This is a genomic window from Oxalobacter formigenes (assembly GCF_002127965.1).
GTDB lineage: Bacteria > Pseudomonadota > Gammaproteobacteria > Burkholderiales > Burkholderiaceae_D > Oxalobacter > Oxalobacter formigenes.
Window position 1 is genome coordinate 246581 of the sequence record NZ_CP018787.1, and the last position, 17550, is coordinate 264130.

The 17550-nt window shown below is 47.9% G+C and carries 19 protein-coding genes; 13 read left to right on the plus strand and 6 right to left on the minus strand.

The window, feature by feature from the left end; genetic code table 11:
• Window positions 1-111 precede the first annotated feature (111 nt).
• From BRW83_RS01270 to BRW83_RS01325, 12 genes are all read left to right on the plus strand, one after another.
• Window positions 112-882 (plus strand): type III pantothenate kinase, encoded by a 771-nt coding sequence (locus BRW83_RS01270; RefSeq protein WP_005882275.1) that lies wholly within the window; start codon window positions 112-114, stop codon window positions 880-882.
• A gap of 16 nt (window positions 883-898) precedes the next feature.
• Window positions 899-1567 carry an SPOR domain-containing protein gene (locus tag BRW83_RS01275; protein ID WP_005882273.1) on the plus strand — a complete coding sequence of 223 codons (669 nt, stop codon included), beginning with the start codon at window positions 899-901 and terminating at the stop codon, window positions 1565-1567.
• Between the two features lie 188 nt (window positions 1568-1755).
• Window positions 1756-2391, plus strand: coding sequence for an MBL fold metallo-hydrolase (locus BRW83_RS01280; RefSeq protein WP_005882271.1), 636 nt, complete (start codon window positions 1756-1758; stop codon window positions 2389-2391).
• A gap of 255 nt (window positions 2392-2646) precedes the next feature.
• The gene (locus tag BRW83_RS01285) at window positions 2647-2991 is read left to right on the plus strand and encodes an ATP synthase subunit I (protein WP_036603289.1); all 345 of its coding nucleotides are present in this window, start codon (window positions 2647-2649) and stop codon (window positions 2989-2991) included.
• Window positions 2992-2993: 2 nt separating this feature from the next.
• A complete protein-coding gene (atpB, locus tag BRW83_RS01290) occupies window positions 2994-3830 on the plus strand; it encodes a F0F1 ATP synthase subunit A (protein ID WP_005882270.1) in 837 nt (278 codons plus the stop codon).
• Between the two features lie 64 nt (window positions 3831-3894).
• Complete coding sequence (atpE, locus tag BRW83_RS01295; protein ID WP_005878511.1) at window positions 3895-4137, plus strand: F0F1 ATP synthase subunit C; 243 nt, start codon at window positions 3895-3897, stop codon at window positions 4135-4137.
• A gap of 75 nt (window positions 4138-4212) precedes the next feature.
• A complete protein-coding gene (locus tag BRW83_RS01300; RefSeq protein WP_005882269.1) occupies window positions 4213-4683 on the plus strand; it encodes a F0F1 ATP synthase subunit B in 471 nt (156 codons plus the stop codon).
• Window positions 4683-5216 (plus strand): F0F1 ATP synthase subunit delta, encoded by a 534-nt coding sequence (locus BRW83_RS01305; protein WP_036603285.1) that lies wholly within the window; start codon window positions 4683-4685, stop codon window positions 5214-5216. The genes BRW83_RS01300 and BRW83_RS01305 overlap by 1 nt, the downstream gene beginning before the upstream one ends.
• A 49-nt stretch (window positions 5217-5265) precedes the next feature.
• A complete protein-coding gene (gene atpA / locus BRW83_RS01310) occupies window positions 5266-6816 on the plus strand; it encodes a F0F1 ATP synthase subunit alpha (RefSeq protein WP_005882267.1) in 1551 nt (516 codons plus the stop codon).
• Between the two features lie 37 nt (window positions 6817-6853).
• Complete coding sequence (gene atpG, locus BRW83_RS01315) at window positions 6854-7723, plus strand: F0F1 ATP synthase subunit gamma (protein WP_005882265.1); 870 nt, start codon at window positions 6854-6856, stop codon at window positions 7721-7723.
• Window positions 7724-7782: 59 nt separating this feature from the next.
• The gene (gene atpD, locus BRW83_RS01320; RefSeq protein WP_005882263.1) at window positions 7783-9159 is read left to right on the plus strand and encodes a F0F1 ATP synthase subunit beta; all 1377 of its coding nucleotides are present in this window, start codon (window positions 7783-7785) and stop codon (window positions 9157-9159) included.
• 93 nt (window positions 9160-9252) lie between these two features.
• Window positions 9253-9675, plus strand: coding sequence for a F0F1 ATP synthase subunit epsilon (locus tag BRW83_RS01325; protein ID WP_005882261.1), 423 nt, complete (start codon window positions 9253-9255; stop codon window positions 9673-9675).
• 66 nt (window positions 9676-9741) lie between these two features.
• On the opposite strand, the gene argB is transcribed toward BRW83_RS01325, so the two are convergent.
• The 5 genes from argB to BRW83_RS01350 form a co-directional block, all read right to left on the minus strand.
• On the minus strand, window positions 9742-10623 hold the full coding sequence (gene argB / locus BRW83_RS01330; RefSeq protein WP_005882260.1) for an acetylglutamate kinase: 882 nt from the start codon (window positions 10621-10623) through the stop codon (window positions 9742-9744).
• A 94-nt stretch (window positions 10624-10717) separates the two neighbouring features.
• Window positions 10718-11482, minus strand: a complete 765-nt coding sequence (locus BRW83_RS01335; RefSeq protein ID WP_005882258.1) for a BPSS1780 family membrane protein — start codon at window positions 11480-11482, stop codon at window positions 10718-10720.
• Entirely contained in the window at window positions 11479-12438 is a 960-nt protein-coding gene (locus BRW83_RS01340) for a homoserine kinase (RefSeq protein ID WP_005882257.1), read from the minus strand. Before BRW83_RS01340 ends, BRW83_RS01335 begins: the two co-directional genes overlap by 4 nt.
• Before the next feature lie 47 nt (window positions 12439-12485).
• Window positions 12486-12899: a hypothetical protein gene (locus BRW83_RS01345; RefSeq protein ID WP_005882255.1), complete on the minus strand. Its 414-nt coding sequence runs from the start codon at window positions 12897-12899 to the stop codon at window positions 12486-12488.
• A gap of 54 nt (window positions 12900-12953) precedes the next feature.
• Window positions 12954-13691, minus strand: coding sequence for an LOG family protein (locus BRW83_RS01350; RefSeq protein WP_005882253.1), 738 nt, complete (start codon window positions 13689-13691; stop codon window positions 12954-12956).
• Between BRW83_RS01350 and polA the strand changes: the two genes are divergently transcribed.
• Window positions 13692-16436 (plus strand): DNA polymerase I, encoded by a 2745-nt coding sequence (gene polA, locus BRW83_RS01355; protein WP_005882251.1) that lies wholly within the window; start codon window positions 13692-13694, stop codon window positions 16434-16436.
• Window positions 16437-16441: 5 nt separating this feature from the next.
• Here the strand turns inward: polA and BRW83_RS01360 are convergent, their stop codons facing one another.
• A complete protein-coding gene (locus tag BRW83_RS01360) occupies window positions 16442-17395 on the minus strand; it encodes a DMT family transporter (RefSeq protein WP_050757751.1) in 954 nt (317 codons plus the stop codon).
• Window positions 17396-17550: the final 155 nt, after the last annotated feature.

The following is a 17550-nucleotide window of genomic DNA, read 5'->3' on the forward strand; positions in this document are numbered from 1 at the left end:
TGGAAAATTGTCTGACACGGATCGGTCGGACTTTCTCGTTGACGGCAGATGGCTGTATTGCCATCGGAGCCGACAATCTTTCTTTATGATTGAAAAAGGAATAACCCCGAAATGCTGTTAGTCGATGCTGGAAATACTTTCATAAAATGGGCGATGACTCATCCTGACCAGTCATTTTCGGCTGAATCCATCAGCTGGAAAGAATTCGGTGCAGTTCGCCATCATGAACTGTCGTCGCTGAAAGACACCTGGCAAGCCCTGCACCGCGAATCACCATTCGAACGCGTCATCATTTCCAATGTCGCAGGACAAAACCTGGGCAATACCCTTTTTGATTTTCTCAAAACACTGGAACCCAGACCGCAGAAAATCGACTGGTTTTATTCCGCACCTTCGCTGGCTGGCATCAAAAATACCTATCTGGATTTTCGCAAACTCGGAAGCGACCGTTTTGCTTCCATGGTCGGTGCCAGAGCTTTACATCCCGATCAGCCGCTGATTGTCGTCACGGCAGGCACGGCCACCACCATCGACGCCATCTCACCTGACGGGACATTTATGGGAGGGATGATTTTGCCCGGTTTGAAACTGATGGCGGAATCGCTGGCACAAAACACGGCACAGCTCCCCGAAGTCGCCCAGCACAACAGCAAAATAAGCCATTTTGCCAACGAAACGGGAAAAGCCATTTTGAGTGGCTGCATCAATGCCCAGGCCGGTGCGATCGAAAGAGCCGTCACAGATCACCAGAAACAGTATGACAACGTGCAATGTCTGTTATCAGGCGGAGCAGCCAGATATATCGCTCCCAATCTTTCACTCCCGCACAGAATCATAGATAATCTGGTATTGATCGGCTTGCACAGATCATCCATACAATAAGCTTTTTGAATAACTTATGTTGAGACTGACTTTCTGGATTCTTTTAGCGGCCAACGTCGTCATGTTTGCCGCGACACAAACTTATACCGACTTCCCCGAAAAAAAGGATGAGCCGCAACAGCTCCAGTCTGTCGAACCGGAAAAAATCCGTCTGTTGCCCTCCATACTGATAACGCCACAATCCGGACCAGTCCAGCAGGCGATCACAGCAGAACAGGCCAGTGAAACAACAAGCTGTCTTGAAATTGGTGAATTCGACACAACAGGTGCCAGACTCTTTGGAGAAAAGATAAAAAAATTACTGCCTTCCGATTCTGTACAAAAGCTTCAAACCCAAAATCCATCGAGTTATATGGTTTATCTTCCTTCAGCCAAAAACAAAAAGGCAGCAGAAAACCGAATAGGTGAATTGCAGAAAAAAGGCATCGGCAACTACTTCCTCATTACAAACGGGACACAATTCAAAAATGCCATTTCACTCGGCATCTTCAAAAATGAAGAAGCCGCCAAAAATCTGGTCGCAGAACTGCAAAAACTCGGATTCGATGATGCGCAAACGCACGTTCGGAGCAAACCATCGTCAACGGCATCATTTTTGATACGAAATCCGGACAAGAGCCAGTTGCAACAGCTGGAGCTCATTCTTGCCGACTTTCCGCAAGTGTCGAAAAAAGACTGTCAATAGCAAAATAATTTTGCCAAAGACAATTAAATCCACACAAAAACATAAAGATACTGGAATTGATTTGTCTCAAATCGGTCAATTATGGCTATAATGTTCCGGTTTTGACCCGGGCAACGCTATTGAGTAGGGTATGACATCAGAGTCGTTGCTTCCGACTTACCGTTCAAACTTTTATAATGTGAGCAGCCATGAAGTTTCAAATCATTCCTGTAACGCCATTTCAGCAAAACTGTACGCTGATGTGGGATGAAAACACAAATAAAGCGGCCGTCGTCGATCCGGGCGGAGATATCAGCAAAATCAGTGATGCCTTAAAACAACGCGGCCTTACGCTTGAAAAGGTGTTCGTGACACACGGTCATCTTGACCACTGTGGTGGCGCAAAAAAACTGGCCGAAGAATTCGATGTACCTATTGAAGGTCCCCATAAAGACGACGCTTATCTTCTCGAGCAACTTGGCTCGGAACAATCCCGCATGTGGGGCTTGCCAGCAGGCGAACCGTTTACGCCGACTCGCTGGCTGGATCAGGGCGATGAAGTCACTGTCGGAAACGAAACGCTGAAGGTCTTTCATTGCCCGGGACATTCCCCTGGCCATATTATTTTCTTCCATGCCCCGTCAAAAGTCGCCATTTCCGGTGATGTGCTTTTTGCCGGTTCGGTTGGACGTACCGATCTTCCCAAAGGCAGCTTTACCCAGTTGTCCAAGTCGATCAAGGAAAACATGTACACGCTCGGTGATGACGTTCAATTCATCCCGGGTCATGGCCCCGTTTCTTCCATCGGATACGAACGCAAGGGAAATGCATTCGTCAAGGGATAAAAACTGTTTTAATAATTTGCTTTAAAAATATTGCAAAGCCAACTAATTTTTAAAGAAAAAAACGGATTCAGCGAATTACCTAATAAGAAATATTTTGCATATTTATTGTGCAAAGTTTCGTTGACTGACACTCTTTAGCACAAGTATAATTCGGGGGTTTGATGTTGATTAGCGCGCAAGATTTTTCTTTTGTTGAAAGATTGACCGTTCTGATTGCATGCTCCTGATCTGGACCAAAATTTTTTTGAGATCAAAATGGGGCGCGTAGTTCTGTGGCAGCTGGTGGTAGCCGTGATAGTTGCCTTGATTGCGGTACCGATTGGAGGCAATTCCGCCGGAATAGCTTCAATTCTTGCCGGATTGAGTTGTGTTATTCCCAATGGGATATTTTTTCTCGGTTTTTATATTGCTGAAAAAATTCTCCATAAAAATAGCCCTGCCACATTTTTTGTAATGGAATTTTTAAAGATTGCCATATCGATTGTTCTGGTAATCTTGATTTTCTGGTCATACCGGGAAATCAACTGGATTGCTTTTTTAGTGAGCTACATCGTAGTTCTGAAAAGTTATATTTTATTATTGTCGAAATCGAAGAGTTGATCATGTCTGCAGATGCCCATGCGCCTTCACTGGCAGAATACGTTACCCACCACCTTCAAAATTTCGGAACAAGTCATCAGGATAAGATCGTAGATTTTTCTATTATCAATCTTGATACTGTTTTCTGGTCCGTCTTTTGTGGAGCTCTCGCCTGTATCTTTATGTATATCGTTGCCCGCAAGGCAACGTCAGGCAAACCCAACCGTGTCCAGTCCATTCTGGAAATGCTGGTTGAAATGGCCGATACCCAGTCGAAAGCCCAGATCCATGGAGACCGCCGTTTCATTGCTCCTCTGGCTCTGACCATCTTCGTCTGGATTTCCCTGATGAACTGTCTGGACTTTTTGCCAGTCGATCTTTTCGGACAGGCATTCAAATGGCTCGGATTAAGCGACACCATTCCCTACCATCGTGTCGTTCCAACCGCTGACCTGAACGGTACGGTTGGTATTTCACTGGGTGTTGTCGTTCTGATGTTCTACTTCGGCATCAAGGTCAAGGGTCTCAAGGGCTTCATTCATGAACTGTTTGCCGCGCCGTTCGGCATCTGGCTGGCACCGTTCAACTTCGCCCTGAACATCATCGAATACATCGCCAAGATCATTTCACTGGCAATGCGGCTGTGGGGCAACATGTATGCAGGCGAATTGCTGTTCTTGATGATCGCCATGCTGGGTGCTTATGCTGCGATGTCGCTTGGAGGCGGATTTCTGTTCGTCGGCCATCTGATTGCCGGTACCATCTGGGCGATTTTCCATATTCTTATTGTGTTTTTGCAGGCGTTCATTTTCATGATCTTGACGCTTGTTTACCTGGGTCTTGCTCATGAAGGCCACTAAAATTTTGTAAAACCCTTTTTTATTAACTTTTTGTTTTATTTATTACAACTTGGAAGGAAATATAATGACTGACACCGCTATCATCGCCTTGACTTGTGGCCTGATTATCGCTTTCGCAGCTATCGCAGCCGCTTTTGGTATTTCGATCATGTCTGCAAAATACCTCGAAGCATCTGCTCGTCAACCTGAATTGATGAACCCACTGCGTACCAACGTTCTGATTCTGGCTGGTCTGGTCGACGCTGTTTACCTGATCGCTGTCGGTATCTCCGTTATGTTTGCATTCGTTAATCCGTTTGTTAAATAATTTTCCGACACGGCGTCCGGGATTCAACCGGACAGTTGATTGTTAGCGTAAGTTATTTCTAAAAAGGAATTTACCGTGAATTTAAATGCGACATTATTCGCGCAGTTTGTGGTCTTTATTATTCTTGCCATATTCACGGCTAAAGTAGTTTGGCCACCTTTGGTGAAAGTACTAGACGAACGCGCGAAAAAAATTCAAGAAGGTTTGACTGCAGCCGACCGCAGCAAACAGGAAATGATTGCAGTACAAAAACATGTCCAGACCGAACTTGCCAAAGCAAGGGAAGAAGGTCAAAAACGTGTTCAGGAAGCTGAAACTCGCGCACAGAAAATTGCGGATGACATAAAACAAGATGCCGAAAGCGAAGCCGCAGCGATTATCGCTCAGGCCAGAGCCCAGGCAGACCTGCAGATCAAGCAGGCAAGAGAAGAACTTCGTGCAGAAGTCGCTTCCCTTGCAGTTAAAGGCGCAGAACAGATTCTCAAACGAGAAATCGACGCTAAAGCCCATGCTGATCTGTTAAACAAAATTTCTGCTGAACTTTAATTATGGAAATAGCTACAGTAGCGCGCCCATATGCTGAAGCTTTGTTTCAGATAGCGCAAAAGCAGGATTTGACACAATGGTCTCAGCTGATTGAAGCATTGGCTAATATTGGATCGCATCCTCAGGTTCTTGAGGTTGCGAACAATCCGAATTTGAGAAAAGATCAGATTGCTGAAATCCTTTTCTCGATTTTCCGTTGTGAAAACGATGAACTGGTGAAAAACTTCATTCAGGTCCTCGTTGACAATGACCGTGTTTCTCTCCTTCCTGAAATTGCCCATCAGTTTGAAGAACTGAAAAACGCAAGCCAGGGAGCGGCAATTGCAAAAATAGCCACAGCTTTTCCATTAACCGAAGCTCAGGTCGATGACATCGTCAGTAAATTGGAAAAGCGGTTTGGACGCAAGCTTATTCCTACAGTCGAAGTCGATGATTCACTCATCGGCGGCATCTGTGCTACTGTCGGTGATGAAGTTTTAGACCTGTCTGTGCGTGGAAAGCTGCAAAAAATGCAGGAAACCCTTGTTTCGTAATCAAGCTGCTTGAGCGGCGCGAACCGATAGAACAATATTAGGAGTTAGCATGTTACTAAACCCGTCCGAAATCAGTGATCTGATTAAAAATCGGATAGAGAATCTGGGTGATTCGGCCGAGATTCGCAATCAGGGTACCGTTATTTCCGTCTCTGACGGTATCTGCCGTATTCATGGCCTCTCTGACGTTATGCAGGGGGAAATGCTTGAATTCCCTGGTAATACCTTTGGCCTGGCATTGAACCTGGAACGTGATTCCGTTGGTGCCGTGGTTCTGGGTGCATACGAACACATTTCAGAAGGCGATACCGTCAAATGTACGGGCCGTATTCTGGAAGTTCCAACCGGTCCTGAACTGATCGGTCGTGTCGTTGATTCCCTGGGTGCCCCGATTGACGGAAAAGGCCCGATCAATGCCAAACTGACCAGCCCGATTGAAAAAATCGCTCCGGGCGTTATTGCCCGTCAGTCCGTTTCCCAGCCGATGCAAACCGGCTTGAAAGCGATTGACTCCATGGTACCAATCGGACGTGGACAACGTGAATTGATCATTGGCGACCGCCAGACAGGCAAGACTGCTGTTGCAATTGATGCCATCATCAATCAAAAAGGCCAGGACATGATCTGTATTTATGTCGCTGTCGGCCAGAAAGCCTCCTCGATTAAAAATACCGTTCGCGCCCTGGAAGACAATGGCGCCATGGATTACACCATCGTCGTCGCTGCAACCGCTTCCGAATCTGCTGCAATGCAATACATTGCACCATATGCCGGCTGTGCAATGGGCGAATACTTCCGTGACCGCGGTCAGGACGCCCTGATTGTCTATGATGATCTGTCCAAACAGGCCGTTGCCTACCGTCAGGTTTCCCTGCTGCTGCGCCGTCCACCTGGACGTGAAGCATTCCCTGGTGACGTTTTCTATTTGCACTCCCGCTTGCTGGAACGTGCTGCTCGTGTCAACGAACATTACGTCGAAGAATTCACCAATGGCGAAGTCAAGGGCAAAACCGGTTCATTGACCGCTCTGCCGATCATCGAAACCCAGGCTGGTGACGTTTCCGCTTTCGTTCCGACCAACGTTATTTCCATTACCGACGGTCAGATCTTTTTGGAAACCAATCTGTTCAACGCCGGTATCCGTCCTGCAATTAACGCCGGTATTTCGGTTTCCCGTGTGGGTGGTGCCGCCCAGACAAAAGCGATCAAGAGCCTTTCCGGCGGTATTCGTACCGACTTGGCACAGTATCGTGAACTGGCTGCGTTTGCACAGTTTGCATCCGATCTGGACGAAGCAACCAGACGTCAGCTCGACCGTGGTGCCCGCGTTACCGAACTGTTGAAACAGAATCAGTACTCGCCACTGCCTATCTCCTTGATGTCCGTTTCCCTGTTTGCCGTCAACAGCGGTTTCCTGGATGACATCGAAGTCAAGGATGTCCTGCCATTCGAAGCCGAACTGCACGCTTACATGAAAGACAATCATTCTGATCTGCTGAGAAGAATTGATGAAAACAAGAAGCTGGACAAGGACGATGAATCGACTCTCGCAGCAGCGATTACGGATTTCAAACAGATCCGTTCTCAGGAAGCTGCCTGATTAACGATTTAACTGACGCGACAAGGAGTAAAGCCTCATGGCATCAGGCAAGGAAATACGCGGCCAAATCAGCAGCGTAGAAAACACGAGGAAAATTACCAAGGCTATGGAAATGGTGGCCGCATCCAAAATGCGCAAGGCGCAGGACCGGATGCGCTCCAGTCGTCCATATAGCGAAATTGTTCGCAATATTGCAGCTCACTTGGCAGAAGCAAACCCTGATTACGTTCATCCATTTACCGTTGAACGTGCGCAAGCCAAAAGAATCGGTCTGGTTGTCGTTACGACTGACAAGGGTTTGTGTGGTGGCTTGAATACAAATGTATTACGGGTCGTCACCAATAAAATGCGTGAAGAAGAAGCCAAGGGTAACAGTATCGTAACAGTCGCTATCGGCACCAAAGGTCTGGGATTTTTGAACCGGATTGGCGCAAAGGTTTTATCCTCTGTCGTTCAGCTCGGTGATACACCCCGTCTCGAACAGCTGATTGGGCCTTTTAAAGTTTTACTGGATGAGTACAATGCGGAAAATCTGGATGCCATCTACCTGTGCTACAACAAGTTCGTCAACACGATGAAACAGGAACCGGTAATCGATCAGTTGCTTCCATTACCTAAAGATACTCTCAAGGTGGAAACCAAAAGCCACAGTTGGGAATATATTTACGAACCGGATGCACCTGCCGTTATCGATACTTTGTTGCAGCGTTATATTGAAGCACTGTTGTATCAGTCAGTCGCTGAAAATATCGGGTCTGAACAATCTGCGCGGATGGTTGCTATGAAAGCCGCGAGCGACAATGCGGGTAACGTTATCTCAGAATTGAAACTGGTTTATAACAAAACCCGTCAGGCAGCGATTACAACAGAATTGTCTGAAATTGTGGCAGGTGCGGCAGCGGTTTGATCCGTGACCGGTTAGATGGAATTGCATTAAACGAATAATTTATATTGAAGGAACGAAAAATGGCGGAAGGCAAAATCGTTCAGTGTATCGGCGCTGTGGTTGACGTGGAATTTCCACGTGAAAATATGCCTAAGGTGTACGATGCTTTGAAAATGGAAGGTTCCGAACTGACTCTGGAAGTTCAGCAGCAGCTTGGTGACGGCGTTGTCCGTACCATTGCGCTGGGTTCATCCGATGGTCTGCGTCGGGGCATGGTAATTCAGAACACCGGCAACCCAATCATGGTTCCAACCGGTGAAGCAACACTTGGCCGTATTATGAACGTGCTGGGTGACCCGATTGACGAACAAGGTCCAATTGCGACCGAAGATCGTGCATCGATTCACCGTAAGGCACCAGCTTACGACGAACTGTCCCCATCACAGGAAATTCTCGAAACCGGCATCAAGGTTATTGACCTGATTTGCCCGTTCGCGAAAGGCGGTAAAGTCGGTCTGTTCGGTGGTGCAGGTGTGGGCAAGACCGTTAACATGATGGAACTGATCAACAACATCGCAAAACAGCACTCCGGTTTGTCCGTGTTTGCAGGTGTTGGTGAACGTACCCGTGAAGGTAACGACTTCTATCACGAAATGAAGGAATCCAACGTTCTGGATAAAGTTGCCATGGTTTACGGCCAGATGAACGAACCTCCGGGCAACCGCCTGCGCGTTGCGTTGACCGGTCTGACCATTGCGGAAAGTTTCCGTGACCAGGGTCGTGACGTTTTGTTCTTCGTCGATAACATCTACCGTTTCACACTGGCCGGTACCGAAGTTTCCGCTCTGTTGGGTCGTATGCCTTCCGCTGTGGGTTATCAGCCGACACTGGCTGAAGAAATGGGTAAACTGCAGGAACGCATTACCTCGACCACGACCGGTTCCATTACGTCCATTCAGGCCGTTTACGTGCCAGCCGATGACTTGACTGACCCATCGCCTGCCACAACCTTCGCCCACCTGGATTCGACCGTCGTTCTGTCCCGTGACATCGCATCTCTGGGTATTTATCCGGCCGTTGATCCTCTGGATTCGACATCCCGTCAGCTTGACCCACTCGTTGTCGGTGAAGAACATTACCAGACTGCCCGTCAGGTTCAGGGTATTTTGCAACGCTACAAGGAATTGCGTGACATTATCGCCATTCTGGGTATGGACGAACTGGCTCCTGAAGACAAACTGGTTGTTGCCCGTGCCCGTAAAATGCAGCGTTTCCTGTCGCAGCCTTTCACCGTTGCTGAAGTGTTCACCGGCTCTCCAGGTAAATACGTTCCGTTGAAAGACACGATCAAGGGCTTCAAGATGATCGCCAACGGCGAACTGGATCACCTGCCAGAACAGGCGTTCTATATGGTCGGTGCCATCGAAGAAGCAATCGCAAAAGCAGAAAGAATGTAATAGCTTGTGATTGGGTTATCTGTGTGAGAGTAAAAAATACTCTTACACAGAAACAAAATCGAATAGCAAAGAACCATCATAAAGGTTTCAAACATGGCAAACACCATACATGTTGACGTAGTCTCTGCAGAAGAACTGATTTTTTCTGGAGAAGCCGAATTCGTCGTGTTGCCGGGTGAACTGGGCGAGCTGGGTATCCTTCCAAAACATGCTCCCCTGATTACCCGTATCAAGCCTGGTGCTGTGCGTATTAAAGTCAGCGGCAAGGAAGAAGAAGAATACGTCTTTGTCGCCGGTGGTGTTCTTGAAGTTCAACCGCATGCCGTCACCGTTTTGGCTGATACGGCAATCCGTGCAAAAGATCTTGATGAAGCCAAGGCTAGTGAAGCGAAGAAATTGGCTGAGGACGCTATTTTGAATCGTGAATCCCAGATCGACTATGCCAAAGCTCAAGCAGAAATTGCAATGGCAGTCGCGCAGTTGGCCATGATTAAAAAATTGCGGCGCAAGCATTAATGATTTCGGTCATTTAAATAAAAAGGGCAGCTTTCGCTGCCCTTTTTATTTGGTCAATATACTTTCTCAATGAGAACGAATCAAGGTACCGAAAGGCTGTTCTGTCAGGATTTCGAGGAGCAGGGAATGCTCGATTCTGCCATCGATAATATGAACAGAATTAACACCTGATTTCGCCGCTTCAAGAGCCGATCCGATTTTCGGCAACATACCACCAGATATGGTCCCATCGGCGAACAGATGGTCGATTTCGACCGCAGTCAGGTCTGTCAGAAGATTGTCCTGTTTGTCCATGACACCGGGAATATTAGTCATCATGATCAGTTTTTCCGCCTTGAGAATCTTGGCGATTTCACCTGCGACAACGTCTGCATTGATATTGAAAGCCTGTCCATCGTCAGAAAAACCGATCGGTGAAATGACGGGAATGAATGCATCATCCTGCAGTGCCTTGACCACAGCCGGATTGATGGAAGTGATTTCCCCTACAAAACCCAGATCGATGAATTCACCGGGTTTTTCCCTGTCCGGCATCTGCAGCTTTCTGGCGTGGATGAGGCCGCCGTCCTTACCGGTCAAGCCTACAGCCTGACCGCCATACTGATTGATCAGCATGACAATATCCTGCTGAACCTCGCCGCCAAGAACCCATTCCACGACTTCCATGGTTTCTTCATCGGTAATTCTCATCCCCTGAATGAAGGTGCCGCTCTTGCCTACTTTTCTGAGTGCATTGTCGATCTGCGGTCCGCCACCATGAACGACGACGGGATTCATGCCGACCAGTTTGAGCAAAACAACGTCACGGGCAAAGCCATGTTTGAGCTTTTCTTCCGTCATGGCGTTGCCGCCGTATTTGATCACGATGGTTTTACCGTGAAATTTTTGAATATAAGGCAGCGCTTCAGCTAATATTTCTGCCTTGATTTTGGGTTCGAGATCACTCATTTGAATTCCTCACAGCCTCTTGACGATGGCATGAAAAAATGGATTGGCGAAACGGGAATAAAGATGAATTTTACCGTTTAAAATTCAAAAATGATCAATTGTCTGTATCAGGCTGTCCGAAAACATCCTTATACGTGGGATAAAAAGAACAATAGGCCAGAATGCTCAGGAAAACGGATAAAACCACCATGATAAACATGGCCACATTCTGGAATCCCAAAAGGATCAAAACACTTCCGATAATGACTGGCATAAACATTCCGAGTACCAGCCAGCAGAAGATATAAACAAGAAATGCTTTCAATGTACGGAGAACGGCAAAAAAACTGAAAAAAATGGCTTTTCCGATACTCATCTTTTGCCAGCCGATCAAGGGTGTTGCAAACCAGACTGCCATGGCAAAGGGTATATAAAGCGCAATGACCAGAACAAGCGTCATGAACAATTTGACCTGCTGTGAAGAAGTCAGTTCCTCTGCTGCCTGTTGGGAAACCGTCCCAATCAGAAGGCCACCGTCGACAAATATCGCAATGACGGCCAACAACAGTGTATACAAGAGGTACAAACTGCCTAACAAGAGCAGGCGGTTCATTGTCTGACGAGTGAAGATATTGAAGAGATCCCGAAATGAAACATATGTGCCCGAATCGATTTTGTAACAGGTCTGCATGAACAGGAACGAAAATACCGGCATCACTACGATGGGAAGAATCTGGCCGATAAAGGGAATGATGCCAAGCACCGTCAGGCCAATCATATAGCCGAAAAAGAGATTGGTCATTAAAAACGGCCTTTGACGGAAAATGCCGTAACCGTTCACAATCCATGTGAAGCCTGTTTTAGCTGTAATCGAATTCATGCAATCAGTTCAGGAGCGGGTTTATTGACCCGTAATCTCAAAATACGTTCAAAATGACGGGGATCGTGAGGCGTCAGCATTTCAGCTTCACGAGGCAAATAGTAGTCGTACAGTCTGGAAAGCCAGAACCGCAAGGCTGCACCTCTCAATATTGCTTTCCAGGCAGCGCATTCGTCAAGTGTAAAAGGGCGCACAGCATGATAGGCATCAAGAAATGCCCGGACACGAGTGTCATCCAGCTCACCGGTTTCAAGATCGATGCACCAGTCGTTGATGGCAACAGCCACATCGAATAACCAGGTATCGCAACCGGCAAAATAAAAATCAAAAAAACCGGACAGCTTGTCGCCATTGAACATGACATTATTGCGAAACAGGTCGGCATGAACCGGTCCGCGAAATAATTTCCAGTAGAGATCCGAATCGGCAAATTCTTCCTGAAAACGCATTTCATTCTGAAGAAAGAGGGAAGCTTCCACCGGGAGATAATCCTGAACCAGAGGAGCGGTTTTTCTCCACCAGTCGATACCTCGCAAATTGGGTTGCTCCAGAGGATAATCCCGTCCGGCCAGATGCATTTTCGCCATCATGTCACCGACTTCTGCGCAATGAACCGGTTTGGGTTCCGGTTGCCAGTCGCCTTCCAGTTTGGTGACCAGAGAAGCCGGTTTGCCGCACAGGAAGTGCAGAATCCGTCCATCCCTGTCGGGGACAGGCGCTGCCACCTTGATTCCTCTTTGAGCCAGATGCTGCATGAGGTTCAGATAAAACGGGAGTTCTTCTGCAGTCAGCTTTTCAAAGAGAGTAAGTACATACTCACCTTTATCGGTCCTGACAAAAAAATTACTGTTTTCAATACCTGAACTGATCCCTTTGATACTGTGTACCTGCCCCAGAGAAAAGGATGAAATCCAGGGAGTCAGATCCTGCAAACTGACCGATGTAAAAACTGCCATGAGATGTAATGGTGATTGACTAAATTAATTCGACATCAAGACCCGCTTCACTTCATGGAAGGAGGCGGCAGTGCCGGCGCATTCAGTGGTTCCTGCTGTTGTTCCTTGTTTTCATCCTGTTTCTTTTCACCGACATCGAATTCATGGACGCGGAAAAGTGCCGGTCTGACTTCATTGCTCATGAAAGAACCCGGAACGCCATTCGGGCCGTTCGGATAAAGATAATAGGTACTCGGACCACTTTTCACCTTGATTTCCTCAACCATGCCGCCCTGACGTTTTTCGGTAATTTCGCCTGTCGTATCCGGTTTGCGGATGGTAATGGCCGGCTGATCGACTTCGTCGATAATTTCAAGATCCGCAGGCGGAGCTTTCTGCTGAACTTCCTGTCCCACAGCCACAGACGTTACCGCAAGCGCGGCCAACGCTATGGTTTTTCTGAAGTGAAAAAGAACTGGCATGGTTGTGGCACCTTAAAGTAAATGAATGCTGCTATTGTAACAAAGGGATGAGTTTTACAGGTAAAGCATTTTCTGTCTTTCTTCTTCGGAAGGGCCGATAGCCCGTTTTTCATAAAAGGTGAAAATGGCTCCTATGACCTTGTCGACGTCATCGATAACCTGCATCAGCTCGATGTCTTCCTTGTGAATCATTTCCTCGGCAAGCATCGTATCGTTAAGCCATTTCATGAAACCTTCCCAGAATTTGCTGCCGACGAGTATAACCGGAATACGACGGGATTTTCCTGTCTGGATCAGGGTAAGCACCTCACTCATTTCATCCAGCGTTCCGAAACCGCCCGGGAAAAGAACGAAAGCATCGGCGTATTTGGCAAACGCAACTTTTCTGGCGAAGAAGTGTCTGTAATTCAAAGACACATTCTGCCAGCGATTGGGGGCCTGTTCCTGTGGCAATTCGATATTCAGACCGACTGAAAGCGATTTGCCTTCATAGGCACCCCGATTGGCCGCTGCCATAATGCCGGGGCCGCCACCTGAAATAACCGCAAAACCGGCATCGGACAATCGTCTCGCCAGTTCCATGCATTTGATATAGTAAGGATTGTCAGGATGGAGTCGGGCAGACCCGAAAATCGTCACGGCAGGATTTATTTCCGAGAGTCTCTCTGTCGATTCAATAAACTCTGACATAATGGAGAACATGCTCCACGATTCTCGTGCCTTCAAAATCGTTGCATAATTGACGTCAGTAATTTCGTGCAGCTTTTGCGCGTTTTTTGAGTTTTCTTCCATATGAACAAACTTTTGTTATTAGTTGACGGTTCCAGTTATCTTTACCGCGCCTATCATGCATTGCCAGACCTTCGCAACTCCGCAGGGGAACCTACCGGAGCCATTTACGGTTTCCTGAATATGCTTCGCCGTTTGCAGAAAGATTATCCCACAGCATACCGTGCCTGTATATTTGACGCAAAGGGTAAAACATTCCGCAATGATCTCTATCAGGAATACAAGGCGAACAGGGCTGCCATGCCGGACGATCTGGTCGAACAGACAGGTCATATTCTCGAGCTTGTCGATATGCTGGGATGGCCCATTTTACAGGTGGAAGGAGTCGAAGCGGACGACGTTATCGGGACATTGGCGGTAAAGGCACATGAAGACGGGTTCGATACCATCGTTTCAACCGGCGACAAGGATATGTCCCAGCTGGTCGATGACAAGGTAACACTCGTCAATACCATGAACAATGAAGTGCTGGATAGGGAAGGTGTCATCAAAAAGTTTGGCGTACCGCCAGAAAGAATCGTCGATTATCTTTCGCTGGTTGGTGATACATCCGACAATGTGCCGGGTGTTGCCAAGGTAGGACCGAAAACAGCCGTCAAATGGCTGACGCAATACCATACTCTCGATGGCGTCATCGAAAACGCGCAAAACATTGGCGGAGCGGTCGGTGAAAATCTGAGACAGTCGCTGGACTGGCTTCCGCAGGCGCATGAACTGGTCAGAATCCGGACGAATTGCGAACTGCCGGACAAATTCGCCTCCATCGAAACATCGCTCCTTAAAAAACCGGAAAACACCGAAGGCCTGAAAAAAGCGTTTGAACGTTTCGGTTTCAAGAGCTGGGCAAAAGAGCTGAATGCTGCCCGTCAGGAAACTCCGAAAGCAGCTGGACAGATTGCACTGTTTGATGAGTCGGAAGATAAAAAATCAGGATTTGTCAATGACAAGGAATATGAAACCGTCCTGACTGAAAAACAACTCGAAAAATGGCTCGAAAAAATCGACAAGGCTGACCTGACAGCTATCGATACTGAAACGACATCACTGGATGTCATGAACGCAAAACTCGTCGGAATTTCCCTCTCCATCGAACCCGGTCATGCCGCTTACATTCCTCTCGCTCATCACAGCATGGAACAAAGCGAGCAACTTCCACTGCAATCCGTTCTCGACAAACTCAAACCCTGGCTGGAAAACCCGAAGAAACACAAAGTCGGCCAGAATCTCAAGTATGACAGCCATGTGCTCGCCAATTACGGTATCCGGTTGCAAGGGATCGTTCACGATACCCTGCTGGAATCCTATGTCCTCGAATCGCACAGGCGACATGACATGGACAGCCTGTCCGAAAGGTTTCTGGATTACAAACCGGTCAGCTATACCGATATCTGTGGCAAAGGTGCTTCCCAGATCGGCTTCGATGAAATCGCCATCGATGTCGCGACCCACTACGCTGCTGAAGATGCCGACGTGACCTTGCAACTTCATCAATCCATGTGGCCACGCCTGAAAGAAAACGATGGCCTTCGTTTTATCTATGAAAAAATCGAAATCCCGACGTCCATCGTCCTTCAGAAAATGGAACGCAATGGCGTACTGATCGATGTCGATAAACTGAATGTCCAATCACGTGAACTGGGCGTGAAAATGGACAGCCTTCAGGAAAATGCCTATGTAACGGCAGGACAGCCTTTCAACCTCAATTCACCCAAACAGCTGGGTGAACTGCTTTTCGACAAGCTCAAACTGCCGATGATCAAGAAAACGCCATCGGGCGCACCCTCGACAAGCGAAGAAGTGCTGGAAAAACTGGCTGAAGATTTCCCGCTTCCGAAAATCATTCTGGATTACCGGGGCATGTCGAAACTGAAAACGACTTATACCGACAAATTGCCGAGAATGGTCAATCCGGAAACCGGACGCGTTCATACAAATTACGCACAAGCTGTAGCTGTCACCGGCCGGCTCGCATCGAACGACCCCAATCTGCAAAATATTCCGATCCGTTCGGAAGAGGGCAGGCGTATCCGTGAAGCTTTTATCGCCTCACCCGGAAACAAAATCATTTCGGCCGACTATTCCCAAATCGAGCTCAGGATCATGGCGCATCTTTCCGACGACGCCAGTTTGCTGAAAGCTTTCCACGATGGACAGGACGTCCATCGTGCGACAGCATCCGAAATATTCGACATCACTCCTCTGGAAGTGACCTCCGACCAGAGACGTTATGCCAAAGTCATCAATTTCGGCCTCATTTATGGCATGAGCGCTTTCGGTGTCGCCTCCAATCTGGGCATTTCCCGCACAGACGCCAAAAACTATATCGACCGTTATTTTGAGCGCTATCCGGGTGTTGCCCGTTATATGGATGAAACCCGCCAGCTGGCCCGGGAACAGGGTTATGTGGAAACGGTTTTTGGAAGAAGACTCTGGCTACCTGAAATCAATTCGCCAAACGGTCCGCGCCGTCAGGCTGCCGAAAGGGCGGCTATCAACGCGCCGATGCAGGGAACAGCGGCCGATATCATCAAATTGTCGATGATCGCCGTTCAGGACTGGCTGGAAAAAGAAAAGCTGGATTCGAAACTGATCATGCAGGTACACGATGAACTGGTTCTGGATGTGCCGGAAAAAGAACTGGTTCTGGTTCGGGAAAAACTGCCTGAACTGATGGCGCAGGTCGCCAGACTCAAAGTGCCATTGATAGCCGAAGTCGGCGTTGGAGACAACTGGGACCAGGCCCATTAGAAATATCAGGCTTTTTCGGGCTGATTTTGTTGTGACAGCTTTTTACGTGCCGCGTCATACGTAGCCGCAGTCGCTGCCATACGATGACGCACGTCGAAGAATGTCGTAGTGACCCCACTGGCGATAATGATGGCAATGCCAAGCCATCCGAGCCAGCTCAAATTATCGTTCCATATCAGCAATCCCCATATGCAGGAAAAAACGATGCCGGAATATTGGAGGTTGGCCGTGACAAGCGTATTGCCCAGATGGTAAGCCCGCGTCATGGCCATTTGGCCGAGCGCGGCAGACACGCCGATGAAAACGAGATAAAAAACACTTAAAACTGAATGTCCGTGAAAAGGAATGCCGTCCCCGCCGGGCATATGAGCCGCAATAACGGCCATAATCGCTCCACCTATTGTTCCAATGACGCAAAAGTAAAACACGACGCGATATTCCGGCTCTCCCAGATTGCCCAGATGTTTTACCTGCAAATACGCCAGCGCAGCCAGAATGCCCGATATGAAAGCGATCAGGGCGCCCAACCACTGATCTTCTGCCAGAGTCGGCTGCAAAAGAATGTATATACCGATGAAACTGGCGATGATTGCACAGGCAAGTCGCCATTCAAACTGGAGCCTGCCGTGAAACAGGCCTATTCCAAAGAGAATTGCCGCGATCCAGATCGGCGACATGTAATTCAAGGTGATCGACGTTGCCAGAGGCAATTGCGACATGGAAAAAAACCACAGGCCGAATGCCGTTGCACCGACCGTTCCCCGCCAGAGATGCTGAAGCGGATACTTCGTTTTGAACGAACCGCCTTTGACCAGCACCATACAAAAAAGAAAAACAGCTCCGATCAGACTGCGATACATAACGATTTCAGGAGTGGAATACGTATCGGAGACGAGCTTGACGCATACTGCCATCAGGGAAAATACAAAAGCGGCAACGAGCATCCAGAGAGACTGCATGAAAAAACCTGAAAAGAATGAAAAACAAAAAGGACTGAAACAGTGATCTTATACCGATTTGGTGCTTTGACAAGTTTTACTTTCAGAATACAGATGGAAAAGGCTTCCAGCCTGTCTCAGGCAAAACCGGATCGTACTGCGGCAGAGATCCATTT

Coding starts and splice junctions, on each gene's coding strand:
- BRW83_RS01270 (WP_005882275.1), top strand. CDS start 112: ATGCTGTTAGTCGATGCTGGAAATACTTTCATAAAATGGGCGATGACT.
- BRW83_RS01275 (WP_005882273.1), top strand. CDS start 899: ATGTTGAGACTGACTTTCTGGATTCTTTTAGCGGCCAACGTCGTCATG.
- BRW83_RS01280 (WP_005882271.1), top strand. CDS start 1,756: ATGAAGTTTCAAATCATTCCTGTAACGCCATTTCAGCAAAACTGTACG.
- BRW83_RS01285 (WP_036603289.1), top strand. CDS start 2,647: ATGGGGCGCGTAGTTCTGTGGCAGCTGGTGGTAGCCGTGATAGTTGCC.
- atpB (WP_005882270.1), top strand. CDS start 2,994: ATGTCTGCAGATGCCCATGCGCCTTCACTGGCAGAATACGTTACCCAC.
- atpE (WP_005878511.1), top strand. CDS start 3,895: ATGACTGACACCGCTATCATCGCCTTGACTTGTGGCCTGATTATCGCT.
- atpA (WP_005882267.1), top strand. CDS start 5,266: ATGTTACTAAACCCGTCCGAAATCAGTGATCTGATTAAAAATCGGATA.
- atpG (WP_005882265.1), top strand. CDS start 6,854: ATGGCATCAGGCAAGGAAATACGCGGCCAAATCAGCAGCGTAGAAAAC.
- atpD (WP_005882263.1), top strand. CDS start 7,783: ATGGCGGAAGGCAAAATCGTTCAGTGTATCGGCGCTGTGGTTGACGTG.
- BRW83_RS01325 (WP_005882261.1), top strand. CDS start 9,253: ATGGCAAACACCATACATGTTGACGTAGTCTCTGCAGAAGAACTGATT.
- argB (WP_005882260.1), bottom strand. CDS start 10,623: ATGAGTGATCTCGAACCCAAAATCAAGGCAGAAATATTAGCTGAAGCG.
- BRW83_RS01335 (WP_005882258.1), bottom strand. CDS start 11,482: ATGAATTCGATTACAGCTAAAACAGGCTTCACATGGATTGTGAACGGT.
- BRW83_RS01340 (WP_005882257.1), bottom strand. CDS start 12,438: ATGGCAGTTTTTACATCGGTCAGTTTGCAGGATCTGACTCCCTGGATT.
- BRW83_RS01345 (WP_005882255.1), bottom strand. CDS start 12,899: ATGCCAGTTCTTTTTCACTTCAGAAAAACCATAGCGTTGGCCGCGCTT.
- BRW83_RS01350 (WP_005882253.1), bottom strand. CDS start 13,691: ATGGAAGAAAACTCAAAAAACGCGCAAAAGCTGCACGAAATTACTGAC.
- polA (WP_005882251.1), top strand. CDS start 13,692: ATGAACAAACTTTTGTTATTAGTTGACGGTTCCAGTTATCTTTACCGC.
- BRW83_RS01360 (WP_050757751.1), bottom strand. CDS start 17,395: ATGCAGTCTCTCTGGATGCTCGTTGCCGCTTTTGTATTTTCCCTGATG.